Here is a 16126-nt window from a genome sequence, read left to right as displayed (position 1 = left end):
GACCTACGGCGGAATCGGACAGCCCGACGCAGGCAAAGACCAGTTGTAGGTCAGATTAGCGCAGCGTAATCTGACAGGCAGCGTGGCGGCGCTTGTCGGCTTACGCCCTGCGGGCTAAGCCGACCTACGGCGGAATCGGGCAGCCCGACGCAGGAAAAGACCGCGCGGCATGCAGTTGTAGGTCAGATTAGCGTAGCGTAATCTGACAGGCTGCGTGGCGGCGCTTGTCGGCTTACGCCCTGCGGGCTAAGCCGACCTACGGCGGAATCGGACAGCCCGACGCAGGCAAAGACCAGTTGTAGGTCAGATTAGCGCAGCGTAATCTGACAGGTTGCGTGGCAGCGCTTGTCGGCTTGCGCCCTGCGGGCTAAGCCGACCTACGGCGGAATCGGGCAGCCCGACGCAGGCAAAGACCGCGCGGCGTGCAGGGTTTTAGGGGGCGTATTAGGGTATGCCATCCCCGGCTGGGTCTCAAATATGCTAAGTTGCGTCTGCAAATCTTGTCGACACGACCCAGGACGCCCATGCCACCCGAACTCCTCATCCTCGCCCCCAGTCCCTCGGCTGCCGTCAACGCGCAGCTGGAACAGCAATATACCTGCCACCATGCCTGGCAAGTGCCGGCGGATGAACGCCACGCCTGGCTGGCCGAGCGGGCGCCGGCCATCCGCGCCGTCGTCACGACGGGCGCGCTGGGCTTGAACGCGGCCGACATGGGCCTGCTGCCCGCATTGGAAATCGTTGCCGTCAATGGCGTGGGCCTCGATGGCGTGGCGCTCGACGTGGCGCGCGAGCGCGGCATTGCCGTTACCACCACGCCGAACGTGCTGACGGACGACGTGGCCGACATGGCGCTGGCCTTGCTGCTGGCCAGCGCGCGGCATGTCGTGGCACTCGACCGTTTCGTGCGCGATGGGGGCTGGGAACGCCGTGAGGCCATCGCCCCCGCATCTACCTTGCGCGGCAAGACGGCCGGCATCTTCGGTTTCGGCCAGATCGGGCAAGCCATCGCGCTGCGCCTGGCCGCCTTCGGCATCCATGTGCGCTACTTCCAGCCGCGCGCCATTGCCGGCACCAGCGTGCCGCGCGCGGAGTCCTTGCTGGCCCTGGCGCAGGAAAGCGATTATTTGATCGTCTGCGCGCCTGGCACGCCGGCCACGCGCAAGATCGTCGACCGCACCGTGCTGGACGCGCTGGGGCCGCAAGGCACCCTGATCAATATCGCCCGTGGCGCCCTGATCGACGAAGACGCTCTGATCGCCGCCTTGCAGGATGGCCACCTGGGCGCGGCCGGGCTCGACGTGTTTGCGGACGAACCGCGCGTGCCAGACGCCTTGCGCGCCTTGCCCAACGTCGTGCTCACGCCGCACGTGGGCAGCCTGACCGTGGAAACACGCCATGCGATGGGTCAACTGGTCGTCGATAACCTGGCCGCCCACTTCGCCGGTTTGCCCTTGTTGACACCAGTAAGCGCATAAGCCCGGAATGCACCGTTTTAATCAAGCATGAATGAAAGAGTCGCTATGGAATTAAGTAAATCGCTGTTGCGCACGCGCGGCGGGCTGGACAGCGGCAAGGTGGGCATGATTGAGCTGTTCTTCGATCTCGTGTTCGTGTTTGCCGTGACGCAACTGTCGCACGGCTTGCTGGCGCACCTGAGCGCCATGGGCTGGCTGCAGACGGGCTTGCTGCTGATGGCCGTCTGGTGGGTGTGGATCTTCACCTCGTGGATCACCAACTGGCTCGATCCCGAGCGCATTCCCGTGCGCATCAGCCTGTTTGCGCTGATGCTGGGCGGGTTGATCATGTCGGCCTCGATACCGGAAGCGTTCGGCACGCGGGGCCTGGGCTTTGCTGGCGCCTATGTCGCCATGCAGGTGGGCCGGCCCCTGTTCGCCTGGTGGGCCGTGCGCCATGAAGCGCTGGCGCGCCGCCGCAATTTCCAGCGCATCGCCTTGTGGGCCGTGCTGTCCGGCATCTTCTGGATCGCCGGCGGCATCGCGTCGCCCGAGCAGCGCATCTTCTGGTGGGCCGCGGCCCTGCTGATCGACCTGGCCGGACCATGGATGCTGTTCGGCATGCCGGGCCTGGGCCGCTCGACGACGGCCGACTGGGACGTCGATGGCAGCCACATGGCCGAACGCTGCGGCCTGTTCGTCATCATCGCCCTCGGCGAATCCTTGCTGGTGACGGGCGCCACGTTCGCGGGCCTGGAATGGACGGCCGGCAACTGGCTGAGCTTCTTGTCTGCTCTGGTCGGCAGCATCGCCATGTGGTGGATTTATTTCGACACGGGCGCCGAAGCGGGCCACCACCGCATCGCCCACTCGAAGGACCCGGGCCGCATCGCCCGCAAGGCTTACACGTATATCCACGTGCTGATCGTGGGCGGCGTGATCGTCAGTGCCGTGGCCGATGAACTGGCCCTCGTGCATCCGGATGAAGCAAGCTTCGCCGGCATCAGCGCCTTGCTGGGCGGCCCGATCCTGTATCTGCTGGGCAATGCGCTATTCAAATGGGTCACCAGCGACCGCTCCGCGCCGCCGCTGTCGCATCTGCTGGGCATTTTGATCATCCTGGCGCTGATCCCGATGGCCTACGGCCGCCTGTATTCGCCTTTGATCCTGGCCTGCATCACGAGCTGCGTGCTGGTACTGGTGGCCGTGTGGGAGCACATGGCGCTGCGCCGCCCGCCGCCGGAGATTGATCCCTGATGCCGGCCTGACCTTATCCGGCCGGCGCGATGTCGTCCGGATCGCTGCGCGCATCGAGTTGCAGCTGTAAAAACGCCAGGTCCAGCCAGGCGCCGAACTTGGTGCCCACCTGGCGCATCAAACCGACTTCCTCGAAGCCCAGCTGCTTGTGCAGGGCGATCGAGCCGGCATTGCCCGCCTCGATGCCCGCCACCATCACGTGCTTGCCCAGGCCGCGCGCCCGCATAATCAGTTCCCCCATCAAGGCCTTGCCCACGCCGGCGCCGCGGCGATCGGCGCGCACATACACGGAATGCTCGACCGTATGGCGGAAACCCTCGAACGGGCGCCAGTCGCCGAACGAAGCGTAGCCAGCCACCTTTTCCTCTGCATCGATGGCGACGAGCACCGGATAGCCGGCCCGCTGGCGGTCGGCCAGCCAGGCGGTGCGGTTGGCCGCATCGACCGTCCGTTCATTCCAGATGGCCAGGGTGTTGCTGACGGCATCGTTGTAGATGGCCGTGATGGCCTCGATATCGCCCGCGTGGGCATCGCGTATGTGCATGTTGATCTCCTTGCTAGTCGTCTACTATAATGGACAAATAATAGAGTGCCGCCCACGCCTTGTCCAATAAAATCCGAATGGAACCCGATACATGTCCACTAAACCAGACGAATTGAACCAGCGCATCGGGGCCCGGGTGCGCCTCGAGCGGGAAAGCCTGGGCTGGTCGCTGACGGACCTGGCGGCCCGCTCGGGCGTGTCGCGCGCGATGGTGCACAAGGTGGAACGCGGCGATTGCAGCCCCACGGCCACCTTGCTGGCGCGCCTGTCGGGCGCCTTCGGCCTGAGCATGTCCGAACTGATCGCCCGCGCCGAGATGCGCGAGGGACGCTTGCTGCGCAAGCTTGAGCAGCCCGTGTGGGTCGACCCGCAGAGCGGCTATGTGCGGCGCCACGTGTCGCCCGCGTCCGACATGCCGCTCGACCTCGTGCACATTACCTTGCCGCCGGGCGCCGTGGTGGCCATGCCGGCCGCCGCCTATGTGGCGCGGCGCCAGCTGATCTGGGCGCTTAGCGGCAGCCTCGTATTCATCGAAGGCGAGACCCGCCACGTGCTGGACGAGGGCGACTGCCTGGAACTGGGGCCGCCGGCCGACTGCGTATTCCGCAATGAAACGGCCAGCGCTTGCACCTACGCCGTGGCCGTCCTGAAGGCCTGAGGCTAAGCCAGCGCGGCCGAGCGCAGCTGGGCGATGAAGGCGCGCGCGGCGGGCGCCTGTTCGTGACGGCGAAACGCCACGGCGATTTCCGAGCTGATCTGCGGCGCTGCCAGTTCGCGGAACACCACGCCGGGCAATTGCACGCTGGCCATCACGGAGTGGGGCACGATGGCGCAGCCCACGCCCAGCGACACTTCCGTCAGCACGGCCACCAGGCTGCCCGGGCGCGACACCACCTGCGCCGCAAAGCCGCCGCGCCGGCTTACCTCCAATGTTCCCAATTCCTGTTCTGGCACGATGAACGCCTGCTGCGCCAGCGCGGCGGGTGAAGCCGCGTTGACCCCGGCGAGCGGGCTGTCCGCCTGCACGGCCAGCACGAAGCGGTCGCGCAGCAAGACCACGCTGTCGATTCCTTCCGGCAAGTGCAGGGGCGGGCGCACAAAGGCCAGGTCGACTCTGCCCTGGTCCAGCAAGCCGGGCAGGGCATCCATCGCGTATTCGCGCGCGCCGATGTGGATGCCGGGGTGGCTGGCGCGAAACTGCGCAAACTGTCCCTGCAGCACGCCGGCATAGGCGGCCGAAGCCACGTAGCCGATTTCCAGCCGTCCCAGTTCGCCCCGTCCCGCCCGCCGCGCCACGTCCTGCGCCTGCGCCACCTGCTCCAGCGCGCGCGCCGCTTCCAGCACGAACAGTTCGCCGGCCGCCGTCAGGGACACGGCGCGCTTGCTGCGCTGGAACAGGCGCGTGCCCAGCAGCTGCTCCGTTTCCTGCACCTGCTTGGTCAGCGCGGGCGGCGAAATGCCGAGTTCCGCCGCCGCCCGCGCGAAGTGCAGGCTGTGCGCCACGGCCAGCACGCAGCGGAAATGCCGCAATTCCATGTCTTTGTCTGTATTCACCATAGGTAAATTATAAGGCGCTTGTCTTATAACAGGAAATAACAGCAGCCTGCTTAAAATACAGGCATGAAGAATACCAACTGGACCCTCTATACCTGCTCGGGCGTGTGCGCGCTGATCATGCTCGACACCAACGTCGTCGCCGTTTCGCTGCCGTCGATCGCCCGCTCGCTCAACGCCAGCTTCGTCGACGTGGAATGGGTGGTCAGCGCCTACATGCTGGCGTTTGCCTCGTTCCTGTTGCCGGCCGGCAGCATCGCCGACCGCCTGGGACGGCGCAAGGTCATGCTGTATGGCCTCTCCGTGTTCGCGCTGGCGTCCTTGCTGTGCGGCCTGGCGTGGACGCCGTTCGTGCTCAACGTGGCGCGCGCCGTCAAGGGACTCGGTGCCGCGCTGCTGCTCACGTCCGCGCTGGCCGTCATCGGCCACACGTTTCATGCGGAAAAGGAGAGGGCGCGCGCCTGGTCCGTGTGGGGGGCGGCCATGGGCGTGGCCATGACGGTGGCGCCGCTCTTGGGCGGCCTCGTCACGAGCGCCATCAACTGGCGCTGGATTTTCTACCTGAACCTGCCCGTCGTCGCCATCCTGATGTGGCTGGTAGGCAGGCACGTGGACGAGTCGAAGGACGCTTCCAACGCCAGTTTTGATCCATTGGGCGCGCTGCTGTTTTCCGCCGGCCTGTTCTGCATCATCTGGGGCTTGATCGACGCCAGCGTGGCGGGCTGGTCCAGCCATGCCACCATGCTGCGCTTTGCGGCCGGCGCCGCGCTGCTGCTGGTGTTCGTGCTGGTGGAACGGCGCCAGCGCGCGCCCATGGTCGATTTGAGCCTGTTTGGCCGGCGCGTGTTCGTCGGCGCCGTGCTGGGCATGTTCGGCTACGCCATCGCCGCGCAAGTGATGATGACCTTCTTGCCGCTGTACCTGCAGAACGGCTTCGGCTTTTCCGCCGTGCTGGCCGGCTGCGCCATGCTGCCGTTCGCCGTCGCCATGGTGGTGTTGTCAAGGCTGGCGCCGCGCGCCATGCGGGTGCTGGACGACCGCGGCATATTGGTGACGGGCTTGCTGATCGTCGCCGTGGGCAACGTCGCCACGGCGCTGGCCGCCGCCAGCCTGCAGTACGGCTGGGTGGCAGCCGGCATGGTCGTCACGGGCGCGGGGGCGGGATTACTCAACGGCACGACCCAGAAGGCCATCCTCGCCTGCATCCCCCGCGAACGCACGGGCATGGGCTCGGGCATCAGCACCACCACGCGCTTTGTCGGCATCGTGCTGGCCGTCGGCGCGCTGGGCGCCGTGCTGGCCATGCGCACGGCCGCCTCGTTCGAGAAACTGGCGTGGCTGCACGGCTTGAAAGCCTCGCCCGAGATGATCGGGCGCATCGTGGCCGGCAACGCGGCCGACGCCTTCGGCCAGCTGCCGCCCGCGCTGCAAGCCGTGGCGCAGGAAGCGGCGCGCCACGCCTTCATCGATGGCTTTGCCAGCGTGCTGTATCTGGCTGGCGGGCTGGCGGCCGTGGTGGCGGCGCTGGTGTTCGTGCTGGCGCGGCCGCTGGAAAAAGTGTAACTGTTCAGCAAGATGCGCGTGCGCCGCCCGCACTTGTAATATGATGCCATCGAGAAATACATGGCAATCATATAACTACCGCAGGTAAGCGAATGCGCAGAAAACGGATTATCTTCACCAGCGTGCTGGTGGCAATCATCGGCGTGGCCGCCCCCCTGAGCCTGGCCTTCTATTTGTCGTCCGTGCGCGCCGAGCAGGGCGAGCAGGAACGCCTGCGCCTGCTGGCCGGCTACGCGCTCGAGCGCGCCCACCGTTCCATCGCGTCGGCCGGGCTCGCCTTGCGCAGCGCCGATGCGCTGCACCTGGCGCCGTGCTCGGAGGCGCATATCCAGCAGTTGCGTCGCATCACCATCACCACGCGCAGCATCGACGATATCGGCTACGTGGAAAACGGCTTGCTCAAATGCACGTCCACGGGCATCGAAGAAGCGCGCATCGCCGTCACCCCCGCCGGTTTCACGCTGGCCAACGGCATGGGCATCGATTTCAACCTGCGGCCCGTCGTCAGCGGCGGCAAGCGCATGGTGGGGCTGTCCCACCGCGCCTACAAGGTGCTGATCGATCCCGTGCGCTTTTCCGACGTCATCGTCGACAGCGATATCCAGATGGCTGTGGCCATCGGCAAGCAGGGCGTGCTCGACACCTTGCACCATCCCGACCCCGCGCTGGTGCAAAGCCTGCTCGCCGGGCTGCCGGCGGCCGTCAACGCCGCGCCCGACGGCCACATCCATGCGACGCTGTACCGCGATGGCTTGACGGCCGTCATGATCGAGCCCCGCAGCAAGCTCAACGACAGGCTGCGCCGCGAACAGCTGCTGCTCTTGCCGCTGGGCCTGCTGATGGCGGCCTTCATCGTCGGCATTGTCATCTGGCTGTCGCGCCGCCGGCTGTCCTTGCGCGGCGAACTGGAAACGGCGGTCGAGCGGCGCGAATTCTTTGTCCATTATCAGCCGATCATCGCGCTCGACACGGGCGTGTGCGTGGGCGCCGAGGCGCTGATACGCTGGCGCCGTCCCGACGGCAGCATGATACGGCCCGACCTGTTCATCCCTGTGGCCGAGGAAAGCGACCTCATCCTGCCCATCACGGACCAGGTGATCGCCTGCGTCATCGCCGACATGCGCGCCGCGCTGCTGGGCGACCGCGAACTGCACATCGCCATCAACCTGTGCGCCAGCGATATCGAAACGGGCCGGGTGCTCGACGTGCTCGAACGCGCGCTGGCCGGCACGGGCATCGAGGCGCAGCAAATCTGGCTGGAGGCGACGGAACGGGGCTTCATCAACGTGGAAGCGGCCCGCGCCACCATCGAAAAAGCCAGGGCACGGGGCCACGCCGTGGCCATCGATGACTTCGGCACCGGTTATTCCAGCCTGTCGAGCCTGCAAAACCTGCCGCTCGACGCCTTGAAAATCGATAAATCCTTCGTCGACACCATCGGCACGGACGCGGCCACCAGCAGCGTCACGCCGCACATCATCGACATGGCGCGTACCCTGAACATGCTGATCGTGGCCGAAGGCATCGAAACGCAGCAGCAAGCCGATTATTTGCTGGAACGCAAGGTCGAATTCGGCCAGGGCTGGCTGTTTGCCAAAGCGCTGCCGGCCTTGGACTTCCTCGCCTTTTACGCAAGCCGCCGCCTGCCATCGCCCACATGAAACAGCCACGCTTTCCCTATCCATTGCAGCCGCTGCGCGTGCCGGGCGGCTGGCACATCACCGTCAACACCCTGTTCGAGGTGGAGCCTGGCCCGGATACCATGCAATGGTTCAGCAGCGCATTGCTGCTGTGGGGCAGTTGCCGCGACAGCGGTTACTGCTTCAACTCGCACTTCGAACCGGAAGACGATCCCGCCGGCGAATTCGTGCTGGAGATGGGCAAGGTGGCATACGACCGCCACGGCAAGATCGTCCAGGGCAGCGACGCCTTCCTCGGCGAATTTCGCACGCGCAGCAAGGCGCAATTCGTCGCCCGGGTCGAGCAATTCATGCAGGACCCGGCAGCCTGAGCGCTACGGCTTGCGCGGCAACACCACCTCCTGCCCGCCTTGCGTGAGCACGGCGCCGGCGATCTTGCCCGCGGCATCGCGCGTAAAGGCCAGGTCCGCCTCGATGGCGCGGAAGAAAAATTGATCTTTCGCGCTGGCAAACAAGGGGGCTGAGCCGACGCCCGTGCCTGCCGCTTCCAGGCCATGCTTGCCCAAGGTCACCGTCAACGTGAAATCTTTGTCCAATGGATACTCGCCCACGTATTCGGCCAGCGCGGCGCGCGGCAATTCGATGGCGGCCGGCGGCTTTTTCAGCGGCGGCAAGGGCGTGCCGGGCAGCAGGGCGGACAAGCCCAGCGCGTCGATATCGCGCGCCGCGTTCGTCAACACCACCACGCCCCGCTTGCCGTCCGTCGTGAACGCCGCATAGCTGGTGTAGCCGCCCGTCTGGCCGCTGTGCCAGGCGTAGCTTTGACCCTGCCGCTGCTCCAGCAGCCATGCCAGGCCGATTTTCGTCTCGCTGTCCGGTGCCAGCTGCCGCTGCGGCTTGAGCGCCAGCGCATACGGGCGCAGCGGCTTGAACATGTACGCTTGCAGGTAGGCAACCATGTCGCGCGCGCTCGAATATACGCCGCCGGCCGGCGCCACCACGTTCAAATCCCAGGCGGGTGTCGGCTCGCCCGACAGCAAACGGCCGGGCGCCAGGCGCGCCAGCATGCCATGCGTGGGCGTGTTCGACGTCGAGCGCATGCCCAGCGGTACCGCGATGCGCTTTTGCAGCAGCGCTTCATAGCTGGTACCGGCCTGTGCGGCCAGGGCCGTGCCCAGCACGGCATAGCCGATGTTCGAGTAGTCAAATTTGGTGCCCGGCGCGCGGGGCAGATGGTAGGCGGCGAGAAATTGCCGCTGCTTCGCTTCCGTGTAGTCCGCATACGGATTGGCGGGGTCCTTGGGCGCGAAATTGTCGGGCAGGCGCGGCAGCGAGGAATAATGCGTGGCCAGGTCCAGCAGGCTGATCTGCTTGCCGTCGAAGGCCGGCATGGTGTACTCAGGCAATACTGCCGCCACCGGTTCGTCGAGTTTGACCTTGCCTTCGACGACGGCGTCGGCCAGCAGCAAGGCCGTCATGGTCTTGGTGACGGAACCGATCTGGTAGACGGTGTCGGCGCCCGGCTTGGTATTCTTGCCTGCATGCACGCTGCCAAAGCCGTAGACGGCGCTGGTCTTGCCGTCGATCACGGCGATGACGATGCTGGGGAGCATGCCCGTGCGCGTGAGTTCCTCGGCGCGCTGGCGCACGGCGTCGTCCAGGACGGGCGCGGCCAAGGCGGCGCTGCCGAGCAGGCAAAGGGGGAGAAGGGCGAAAGTGGGTGTCATGGGTAACCTTGTCCAGGGTGGGCCGAATGCACGCCGGCACCTGGATAAGATGGCTGGCATGCCCTGGGAAGCATACGGCGCCAACATGAAGGGCGCCTGAGTTTTATGCTACTTTTACCGCTTTGCTAAGGTTTGCGCTTGCCCGGCATGGCCTGGCCGTTCTGGTGCAGGACGACGCCCGTGATGGCGCCCTGGGCGTCGCGCTGGAACACCAGTTGCGCCTCGACCACCTTGTAAAAGAAGGTGTCCTTCGCGCTCGCGTACACGGGCGCTTCGGGCTGGCCCGTGGCGCCCACCAGCAAGCCGTCGGGCCCCTGGCGCACGCTGAGGACAAACGTGGGCGCCAGCGCATACTGGCCCGCATATTGCGCCAGCTCGGCCGGGGCGATGGCGATTTCCTTCGGCGCCGGGGCATTCGGCGGCGGCAGGCTGCCGGGCAGCAGCACGCCCACACCCAGCCCATCGACGTCGCGCGCCGTGCTGCTCAGCACCACCACGCCCCGCTTGCCGTCCAGGGTGTAGCCGGCAAAGCTGGCATAGCCGCCCGTCTGCCCGTTATGCCAGGCGAAAGGCTGGCCCTTGACCTGGTCGAGCATCCACGCCAGGCCGATCTTTTTCACGCCGTCGCCTTCACCTTCGCCGGCCAATACCCGGCGCGGCTGCACGGCCAGCTGCTGCGCGGGACTGCTCGCCCGCATGTACGATTGCATGTAGGCAATCATGTCGCGCGCGCTGGAACGCACGGCACCGGCCCCCGCGATGGCCTGGAAATCCCAGTTCGCGGCCGGCTTGCCATCGGCCAGGTGGCCGGGCGCCAGCCGCGCGCGCAGGGCGGGCGTCGTCACTGCCGAGCTGCTGGCCATGCCCAGCGGCCGGAAAATGCGTGCTTGCAGCAGTTCTTCGTAAGACATATTGGCTTGCGTGGCCAAGGCCGTGCCCAGCAAGCCATACGCGAGATTCGAGTATTCATACGCGGCGCCCGGCGCGCGCGCCAGCGCATGGCCGGCCAAAAAAGTGCGCAACTGGCCTTCGGCATAGTCGGCGTAGGGATTGCGCATGTCCGCCGGCGCCAGGTTGGCGGGCAGGCGGGGCAAGCCGGAAAAGTGCGTGGCCACCTGGCCCACGGTAATTTTCTGGCCCGCCAGCGCGGGGATGGCGTAGGCGGGCAGCAGTTCGGCCACCGGCTGATCCAGTTGCGCCTTGCCCGCCACGATGGCGTCCGCCAGCAGCAAGCCCGTCATGGTTTTCGTCACGGAGCCGATTTCATACACGGTGTCGGCATCGGGCACGCCCTGGTCGCCGGGCCGCGCGCGGCCGAAGCCGTACACGGCGCTGTCCTTGACGTCGATCACGGCGATGACCAGGCTTGCATGCTTGCCGTCACGCACCAATGTTTCCGCCCGTTCCCGCATGGCCGCGTCGAGGGTGGGCGCGGCCAAGGCGGCACCGCCGGACAGGGACAGGAGGGGCAGCAGCAGGGTGCGTAAGCGTGGAGGCATCGTCGATTCCGTCAGGAAAGTGATTGATGGAAATACAGCATAACAGCATCACTGGCAAGATAGCCGTTTTGGCAAGATGGTGCGGCGATCATGGCCGCCAGCTGCGCGCGCATGCCGGCGGCCATACCGAGCAGCAATTCGCCGCGCCGGCGCGCATCGGCCCGTTTCTTCGATGGCACCCCGGCCAGATCCGGCACGCGGTAAGCAGCGCAGGGCAAGTGATAATTGCCGTCACGCATGCGCAAGGCATGCAATTCCTGCCACGCCTGGTCGTAATCGGCGGCGATATGGCGCCGCCGGCGCGCATTCAGGGCGATGCGGTTGTCATTGCTGATCAAGAACAGGTTGGTGCAGGCGAAAAAATCGCCGAAATCGCGCAAGGCCGTCACCATCAGGTTTTTCGGACGGCAGCCGTGCAGCGCCCGCGTGGCGTCCTTGACGGCCAGCTTGCCCGCTTCCGAGCGCAAGCCTTGCAGCGCGCCCAGCTGCAGCGAGACGCCATCGGCGCGCGGCACGAACAAAAAGCTGGCCAGGTACAGGGGCAGGCCGTCGCGCGTCAGGCGCAGGCACAGTTCGCCCTCGCGGTAGCTGTCGTGGATGGCCGTCAGCTGCAAACGGTATTGCGCCCCGTCCTTGCCGTCGAACGCGGCCAGCACCACGGCTTCGCGCGCGGCCCGCTCGACCAGCGCACGCGCACCCGCCTGCCACAGGAAGCGGTAATGCCCTTCCAGCAAGGCCAGGCGATCCGCGCAGCCGAGCCGGCGCGAGGCGTATGGGCGGTAAATCTTGAAGCGCAGGCAGGGATGCAGCTGCGCCAGCGAGTTCAAGCCCGGCATGCTGCCGAGGAAGGCGTGCCAACGCGTGCGCTGGCGGGGAAAGAAGAGGGCGCCCAAGGCCGCTTTCAGGCGGTGGCCGCTGGCGGAATATAGTGGCACTGCGGGTGGCGTGGCGGGCGGCACGGCGGCGCCGTGGTGCAAGGTCAAAGCGATGTCATTCATGGTTCTGCCGGAAAATGGCAGGCGCTGCACAATGAGAGCCTTGCCAATTTGAATGCTACGCGGGCCAGGTGAATTTCATATTAAGAAGCTATTCCCACGGGGCTGTAGAGGATGGCAACTAAACATTTGCCTTTTGGCAATATGACCGGTTATGCTCGCGGCACTGTAACCCGATGAAATGATTGCACCCCATGAAACTCCGCCATTTGCTTGCCATCCCCGTGCTGCTCGCCGCGCAGGCCACCCACGCCCAGGACCGCACGGCCGATCTTCTGGCGCCGCTGGCACAATGCATCAACCGCAGCGAGTTCCAGTTCAAAACGCAGGACCGCTTGCCGGCCAGCGCGACCACGCGCGTCGTCAAGATGGCGGCGGGGGAGCGCCGGGTCTCGACGGCCGATGGCTACCGGCTGATGCTGTTCCGCAAGAGCAGCTTGCCCCTCGCGAATCTGAAGATCGAGCGCAGCGCCGCAGGCCAGTTTGCCGCCGACCGCGAGACCATCGTGGCGCAAATGCAGGAGATGTCGGCCAGCAGCAAGCCGCCGCATCAGGTGCCGCTGGAAACGGACGCGCGCCAGGGCGTGGAAGTGCTAGGATTGAATAACGCCAGCATCGCGGAGACACCGGGCATTATCAGTTTCTATACGCTGCTGCATGCCGCCAGCGGCACGGTCGCCAGCGCCTACGTGCTGAACCAGCCGGCCGACCCGCGCGACTTTGCCACGGACGCCCAATACCAGGCCTTGCGCGACCAATTCATTGCTTCGCTTGCCAACTGCATGGCCGATCCTGCGCAGTAAGACAAGCGCACAGGAAGGAGACGTGAACCATGAAAAAAGCCGCTGCAAGCGCGCCGCCCGCCGGGGAAGCGGCAGGCACCGAATCGCCCGCCCGCCAGATCGACGCGAAAATCGCCTCGCTGGCGGACTGGCGCGGCAAAACCCTGGCCGCCGTGCGCGCACTGATCCACCAGGCGGACCCGGAGGTGGTCGAAGAAGTCAAATGGCGCGGCGTGCCCGTCTGGTCGCATGCGGGCATGATTTGCACGGGCGAAACGTATAAACTGGCCGTGAAACTCACCTTCGCCAAGGGCGCCACCTTGCCCGATCCGGCCCACCTGTTCAATTCCAGCCTGGACGGCAACACGCGCCGGGCCATCGACATCCACGAAGGCGAGCATCTCGATGCCGCGGCGTTCAAGGCGTTGATACGCGCCGCCGTGGCCGCAAATACGGCGCCAAAACCAAAACGGACGAATACTTGAGACATTATCTGTATATCTGGCACGACCCGGCCGAGCGCATGCTGGTCGCTTCCGGCATCGAATTCAACGATGTCATCCCCGCGCTCCTGGACGCGGACGGCATCGTGCTGCGCAAGGGCAGCGCCGGGACGCCCAGGAAACCTGCCGGCTACCAGACCCTGGCGCGGCAGCAATTGCCAGCGCTGGCACGTGAAGACCTGCATGCCTGCGGCAGCCACGCCTGGGCCGATTGGCAGGGCACGCCGCCAGCCCCCGGCGATGCGGACGTGGCCGCGATGCTCGGCCACCATGGCGCCCTCACGCCGCCTGCCGCCTTGCGCAGCCGCTTTCTTGCTTTTGCCCACGACGACGGCTGGTACCTGAAACTGCTGTATGCGGCATGGGACGATGTGGCGCAGCTTCTCGCCGGCGCCATCCCACCAACCTTGGGCGCGCTCGACATCGACGCGCTGCAGCGGGGGAGCGATGCCTACTGGCTGCAGGACGGCGCGGTCCAGGCCGAGCTGAAAACCCACGATATCGACAGCGTGCTGAATCGCCGCTTGTAGCGAATGAACAACGCGCCAGCCATGTGCCTGATTCGCCCCTTCACCAGCGCGGACACGGGGGCCTGCACCGCCATCCTGGCCCTGGCCGGACGCGACGCCTTCGGCCCAGTCGCCGGCAGCGCCGCATTCACGGCGGCGACGCAGGACGAAGACATCCTCGTTGCCGAACGCGGCGGCATCGTCACCGGCTTTGCCGCCGTGTACACGGGCGACGCGCCCGTGTACTTCCTGCACCACCTGTACGTGCACCCGGCGCACAGCGGACGGGGCATCGGCACGCAGCTGCTGGCCGCCGTGGTGGCACGTTTCGGCCCCCATCTGAGCCTGAAGACGCAGCTGGCCAATACGGGTGCGCGGCGCTTGTATGCGCGCGCAGGCTGGATCGAGGATGATGGCGACGGCGGCGTGGACGCCATGGGCGCGTGGATACGCGTGCGCTACCAGGCCGGGGCGCCCGTGCGATGAAAGATCCTGGCGCGATAGACCCGGCCCTGGCGAGAATGATGGGCTGGTTCGTGATACTGCTTGCCATTCCGGCAGGCTATTTTTCCTTCTGGCGCACGTACGACAAGCTCACTTCGCCTGAATGGCCCGTGACGAGCGCCGAAATCGTGCGCAGCAGCATGTATCAGCGCACGGGCAAGTCGCAGGACTGGTGCGTCAAGCTGGCCTATCGCTACCCTGTGGAGGGCAAGGCGTATCGCAGCGGGCGAATCGGCGTTTCGCGCGTCGGCAACGCCGGCTGCCACCGCGACCAGGCCGTCACCGCGTGGCGCCTGGCACGCATGGCGCCAGGTGCGCGCATCCGAGTGCATTACCGGCCGAGCAACCCGGCCGATACCGCCGTGTTCCTTGCCGGCCTCGATTTCCTCGATTATTTCGGCGCCGGCCTGGCGCTCGTCCTGTTCGCGGTGGGCGTGTCGGAAGCACACAAGCGAGCGCCAACCGCCTGATCCGTTCCGCCAGGGCAGATGCTGATACCGGGCGCATAGGCAAAGACCTGTTCGCAGACGGGCAGCGATGCCTGTCAGGATGCCCTTGTTGCCATGTAGACGGGCTCAAACATCGCGTTTTCCCTTGTTTTGCAGCGCCAGGCGCGCGGCCATCCCGGCATTGTCGCGCAGCAAGGCATCGCGTTCCAGCGCCAGCGCTTCGGCGCGCTGCTGCGCCGCCTGGGTATTTTCCGCCAGCATGTCGAGCTGGCGGTCTTGCGCGGCCAGCGCCACCTTGGCGTCGTTCAGCGCCAGCAGAGCCGTATCGAGCTTGGCCAGCAGGGCGTCGGCCGAGGAGGCCGCCTGCAAGTATTGAAATTCAAACTGGTCGCGCTCGGGACGCACGATGGCCAGCGCCTCGCGGTCGGCGGCCGCTACATCAGCCAGACGCGTGCGTTCCGCCTGCAGTTGCGCCAAACGCATGTCTTGCTGCACCAGGGTCGCTTGCTGGCCTTCCAGACGCTGCTGCAGCTGCGCATTGTCTTGCTCGAGCCTGCTGATCCGTTGCTGCGCCTGCGCCCGCTCCTCGTTGCGCTGGGTGGCGGCCGCTTCCTGGTAATGGTCGAACTGCGAACGCACCTGCGCCAGCTGGCGGTTCAGGGCCGCGACTTCCTCGCCCCGGTCGGCCAGGCGCTGCGTCAGGCCCGCGTTGTCGCTGTGCAGGGTGGCCAGGGTGACGGCGCGAAAATGGTGCTCTTCCTTCAGTTGCGCCAGCGCATGCTGGGTGGCGCGCAATTCCTGGGTGAGGGCGGCGCGCGCCTCCGTCAGTTTCAGGCGTTCGCTTTCCGTCTTCTTCAGTGTTTCCAGCGCCGCATCGCGTTCCGCGCGGTGTTGCTGCATGCCCGTTTCCAGCTGCTGCGCCACGTCACGCTGCTGCTTTTCATAGACGCCGCGCATCGCTTCCATCAATTCGGCCGGCAAGCCTGACTCCGTTTTCACGGCGCCCGCGCCCTGGAACTCTTCCTTCCAGCGCTTGAGCAGGGGCGCGATGGTGCTCTTGCTGCCCGTGCTGCCCAGCGCTTCGCGCACATTGTCGACCGTGGGATTGCGCCCATCGGCAGCGACGATTTGGGCTGCTTTCAT

17 protein-coding genes are annotated in these 16126 nt (G+C 66.1%); 11 read left to right on the top strand and 6 right to left on the bottom strand.

Going from position 1 to position 16126, the window contains the following annotated elements; genetic code table 11:
• Window positions 1-524: 524 nt before the first annotated feature.
• Complete coding sequence (locus AC1RBA_RS04155) at window positions 525-1478, top strand: 2-hydroxyacid dehydrogenase (RefSeq protein WP_492416761.1); 954 nt, start codon at window positions 525-527, stop codon at window positions 1476-1478.
• A 45-nt stretch (window positions 1479-1523) separates the two neighbouring features.
• Window positions 1524-2714, top strand: a complete 1191-nt coding sequence (locus AC1RBA_RS04150; RefSeq protein ID WP_492416759.1) for a low temperature requirement protein A — start codon at window positions 1524-1526, stop codon at window positions 2712-2714.
• A gap of 13 nt (window positions 2715-2727) precedes the next feature.
• Here AC1RBA_RS04150 and AC1RBA_RS04145 read toward each other — a convergent pair whose 3' ends face one another.
• Window positions 2728-3258 carry a GNAT family N-acetyltransferase gene (locus tag AC1RBA_RS04145; protein ID WP_492416757.1) on the bottom strand — a complete coding sequence of 177 codons (531 nt, stop codon included), beginning with the start codon at window positions 3256-3258 and terminating at the stop codon, window positions 2728-2730.
• 91 nt (window positions 3259-3349) lie between these two features.
• Here AC1RBA_RS04145 and AC1RBA_RS04140 point away from each other — a divergent pair, with 91 nt between their 5' ends.
• On the top strand, window positions 3350-3916 hold the full coding sequence (locus tag AC1RBA_RS04140; protein WP_492416756.1) for a helix-turn-helix domain-containing protein: 567 nt from the start codon (window positions 3350-3352) through the stop codon (window positions 3914-3916).
• A 2-nt stretch (window positions 3917-3918) separates the two neighbouring features.
• Here AC1RBA_RS04140 and AC1RBA_RS04135 read toward each other — a convergent pair whose 3' ends face one another.
• Window positions 3919-4815: a LysR family transcriptional regulator gene (locus AC1RBA_RS04135; RefSeq protein ID WP_492401421.1), complete on the bottom strand. Its 897-nt coding sequence runs from the start codon at window positions 4813-4815 to the stop codon at window positions 3919-3921.
• A gap of 63 nt (window positions 4816-4878) precedes the next feature.
• Between AC1RBA_RS04135 and AC1RBA_RS04130 the strand changes: the two genes are divergently transcribed.
• The 3 genes from AC1RBA_RS04130 (at window position 4879) to AC1RBA_RS04120 (ending at window position 8386) form a co-directional block, all read left to right on the top strand.
• Window positions 4879-6375: an MFS transporter gene (locus AC1RBA_RS04130; RefSeq protein WP_070310773.1), complete on the top strand. Its 1497-nt coding sequence runs from the start codon at window positions 4879-4881 to the stop codon at window positions 6373-6375.
• A gap of 92 nt (window positions 6376-6467) precedes the next feature.
• Window positions 6468-8036: an EAL domain-containing protein gene (locus AC1RBA_RS04125; protein WP_492416753.1), complete on the top strand. Its 1569-nt coding sequence runs from the start codon at window positions 6468-6470 to the stop codon at window positions 8034-8036.
• On the top strand, window positions 8033-8386 hold the full coding sequence (locus AC1RBA_RS04120) for a hypothetical protein (protein ID WP_139142912.1): 354 nt from the start codon (window positions 8033-8035) through the stop codon (window positions 8384-8386). The genes AC1RBA_RS04125 and AC1RBA_RS04120 overlap by 4 nt, the downstream gene beginning before the upstream one ends.
• A 3-nt stretch (window positions 8387-8389) precedes the next feature.
• Here the strand turns inward: AC1RBA_RS04120 and AC1RBA_RS04115 are convergent, their stop codons facing one another.
• The 3 genes from AC1RBA_RS04115 to AC1RBA_RS04105 all read right to left on the bottom strand — a co-directional run bounded on the left by AC1RBA_RS04115 (window position 8390) and on the right by AC1RBA_RS04105 (window position 12239).
• Window positions 8390-9742, bottom strand: a complete 1353-nt coding sequence (locus AC1RBA_RS04115) for a serine hydrolase domain-containing protein (RefSeq protein WP_070288358.1) — start codon at window positions 9740-9742, stop codon at window positions 8390-8392.
• Window positions 9743-9867: 125 nt separating this feature from the next.
• The gene (locus AC1RBA_RS04110) at window positions 9868-11241 is read right to left on the bottom strand and encodes a serine hydrolase (RefSeq protein WP_492416751.1); all 1374 of its coding nucleotides are present in this window, start codon (window positions 11239-11241) and stop codon (window positions 9868-9870) included.
• A gap of 11 nt (window positions 11242-11252) precedes the next feature.
• Window positions 11253-12239 carry a VirK/YbjX family protein gene (locus tag AC1RBA_RS04105; protein WP_492416749.1) on the bottom strand — a complete coding sequence of 329 codons (987 nt, stop codon included), beginning with the start codon at window positions 12237-12239 and terminating at the stop codon, window positions 11253-11255.
• Window positions 12240-12430: 191 nt separating this feature from the next.
• Here AC1RBA_RS04105 and AC1RBA_RS04100 point away from each other — a divergent pair, with 191 nt between their 5' ends.
• From AC1RBA_RS04100 to AC1RBA_RS04080, 5 genes are read left to right on the top strand one after another with little or no spacing between them, the layout of a single operon-like run.
• Window positions 12431-13039 carry a hypothetical protein gene (locus tag AC1RBA_RS04100; RefSeq protein WP_492416747.1) on the top strand — a complete coding sequence of 203 codons (609 nt, stop codon included), beginning with the start codon at window positions 12431-12433 and terminating at the stop codon, window positions 13037-13039.
• A 29-nt stretch (window positions 13040-13068) separates the two neighbouring features.
• Entirely contained in the window at window positions 13069-13503 is a 435-nt protein-coding gene (locus AC1RBA_RS04095) for a DUF1801 domain-containing protein (protein ID WP_492416745.1), read from the top strand.
• On the top strand, window positions 13500-14051 hold the full coding sequence (locus AC1RBA_RS04090) for a hypothetical protein (RefSeq protein ID WP_492416743.1): 552 nt from the start codon (window positions 13500-13502) through the stop codon (window positions 14049-14051). The genes AC1RBA_RS04095 and AC1RBA_RS04090 overlap by 4 nt, the downstream gene beginning before the upstream one ends.
• 21 nt (window positions 14052-14072) lie before the next feature.
• Entirely contained in the window at window positions 14073-14516 is a 444-nt protein-coding gene (locus AC1RBA_RS04085; protein ID WP_492416741.1) for a GNAT family N-acetyltransferase, read from the top strand.
• A complete protein-coding gene (locus AC1RBA_RS04080; protein ID WP_492416740.1) occupies window positions 14513-15004 on the top strand; it encodes a DUF3592 domain-containing protein in 492 nt (163 codons plus the stop codon). Before AC1RBA_RS04085 ends, AC1RBA_RS04080 begins: the two co-directional genes overlap by 4 nt.
• Before the next feature lie 105 nt (window positions 15005-15109).
• Here AC1RBA_RS04080 and AC1RBA_RS04075 read toward each other — a convergent pair whose 3' ends face one another.
• Window positions 15110-16126 carry a DNA-binding protein gene (locus AC1RBA_RS04075; protein ID WP_492416738.1) on the bottom strand — a complete coding sequence of 339 codons (1017 nt, stop codon included), beginning with the start codon at window positions 16124-16126 and terminating at the stop codon, window positions 15110-15112.

Source organism: Janthinobacterium sp. GW823-FHT03B06 (assembly GCF_058796955.1).
Note: the sequence above shows the minus strand (reverse complement) of the source record. Positions and strands in the feature narration are given on the sequence as shown.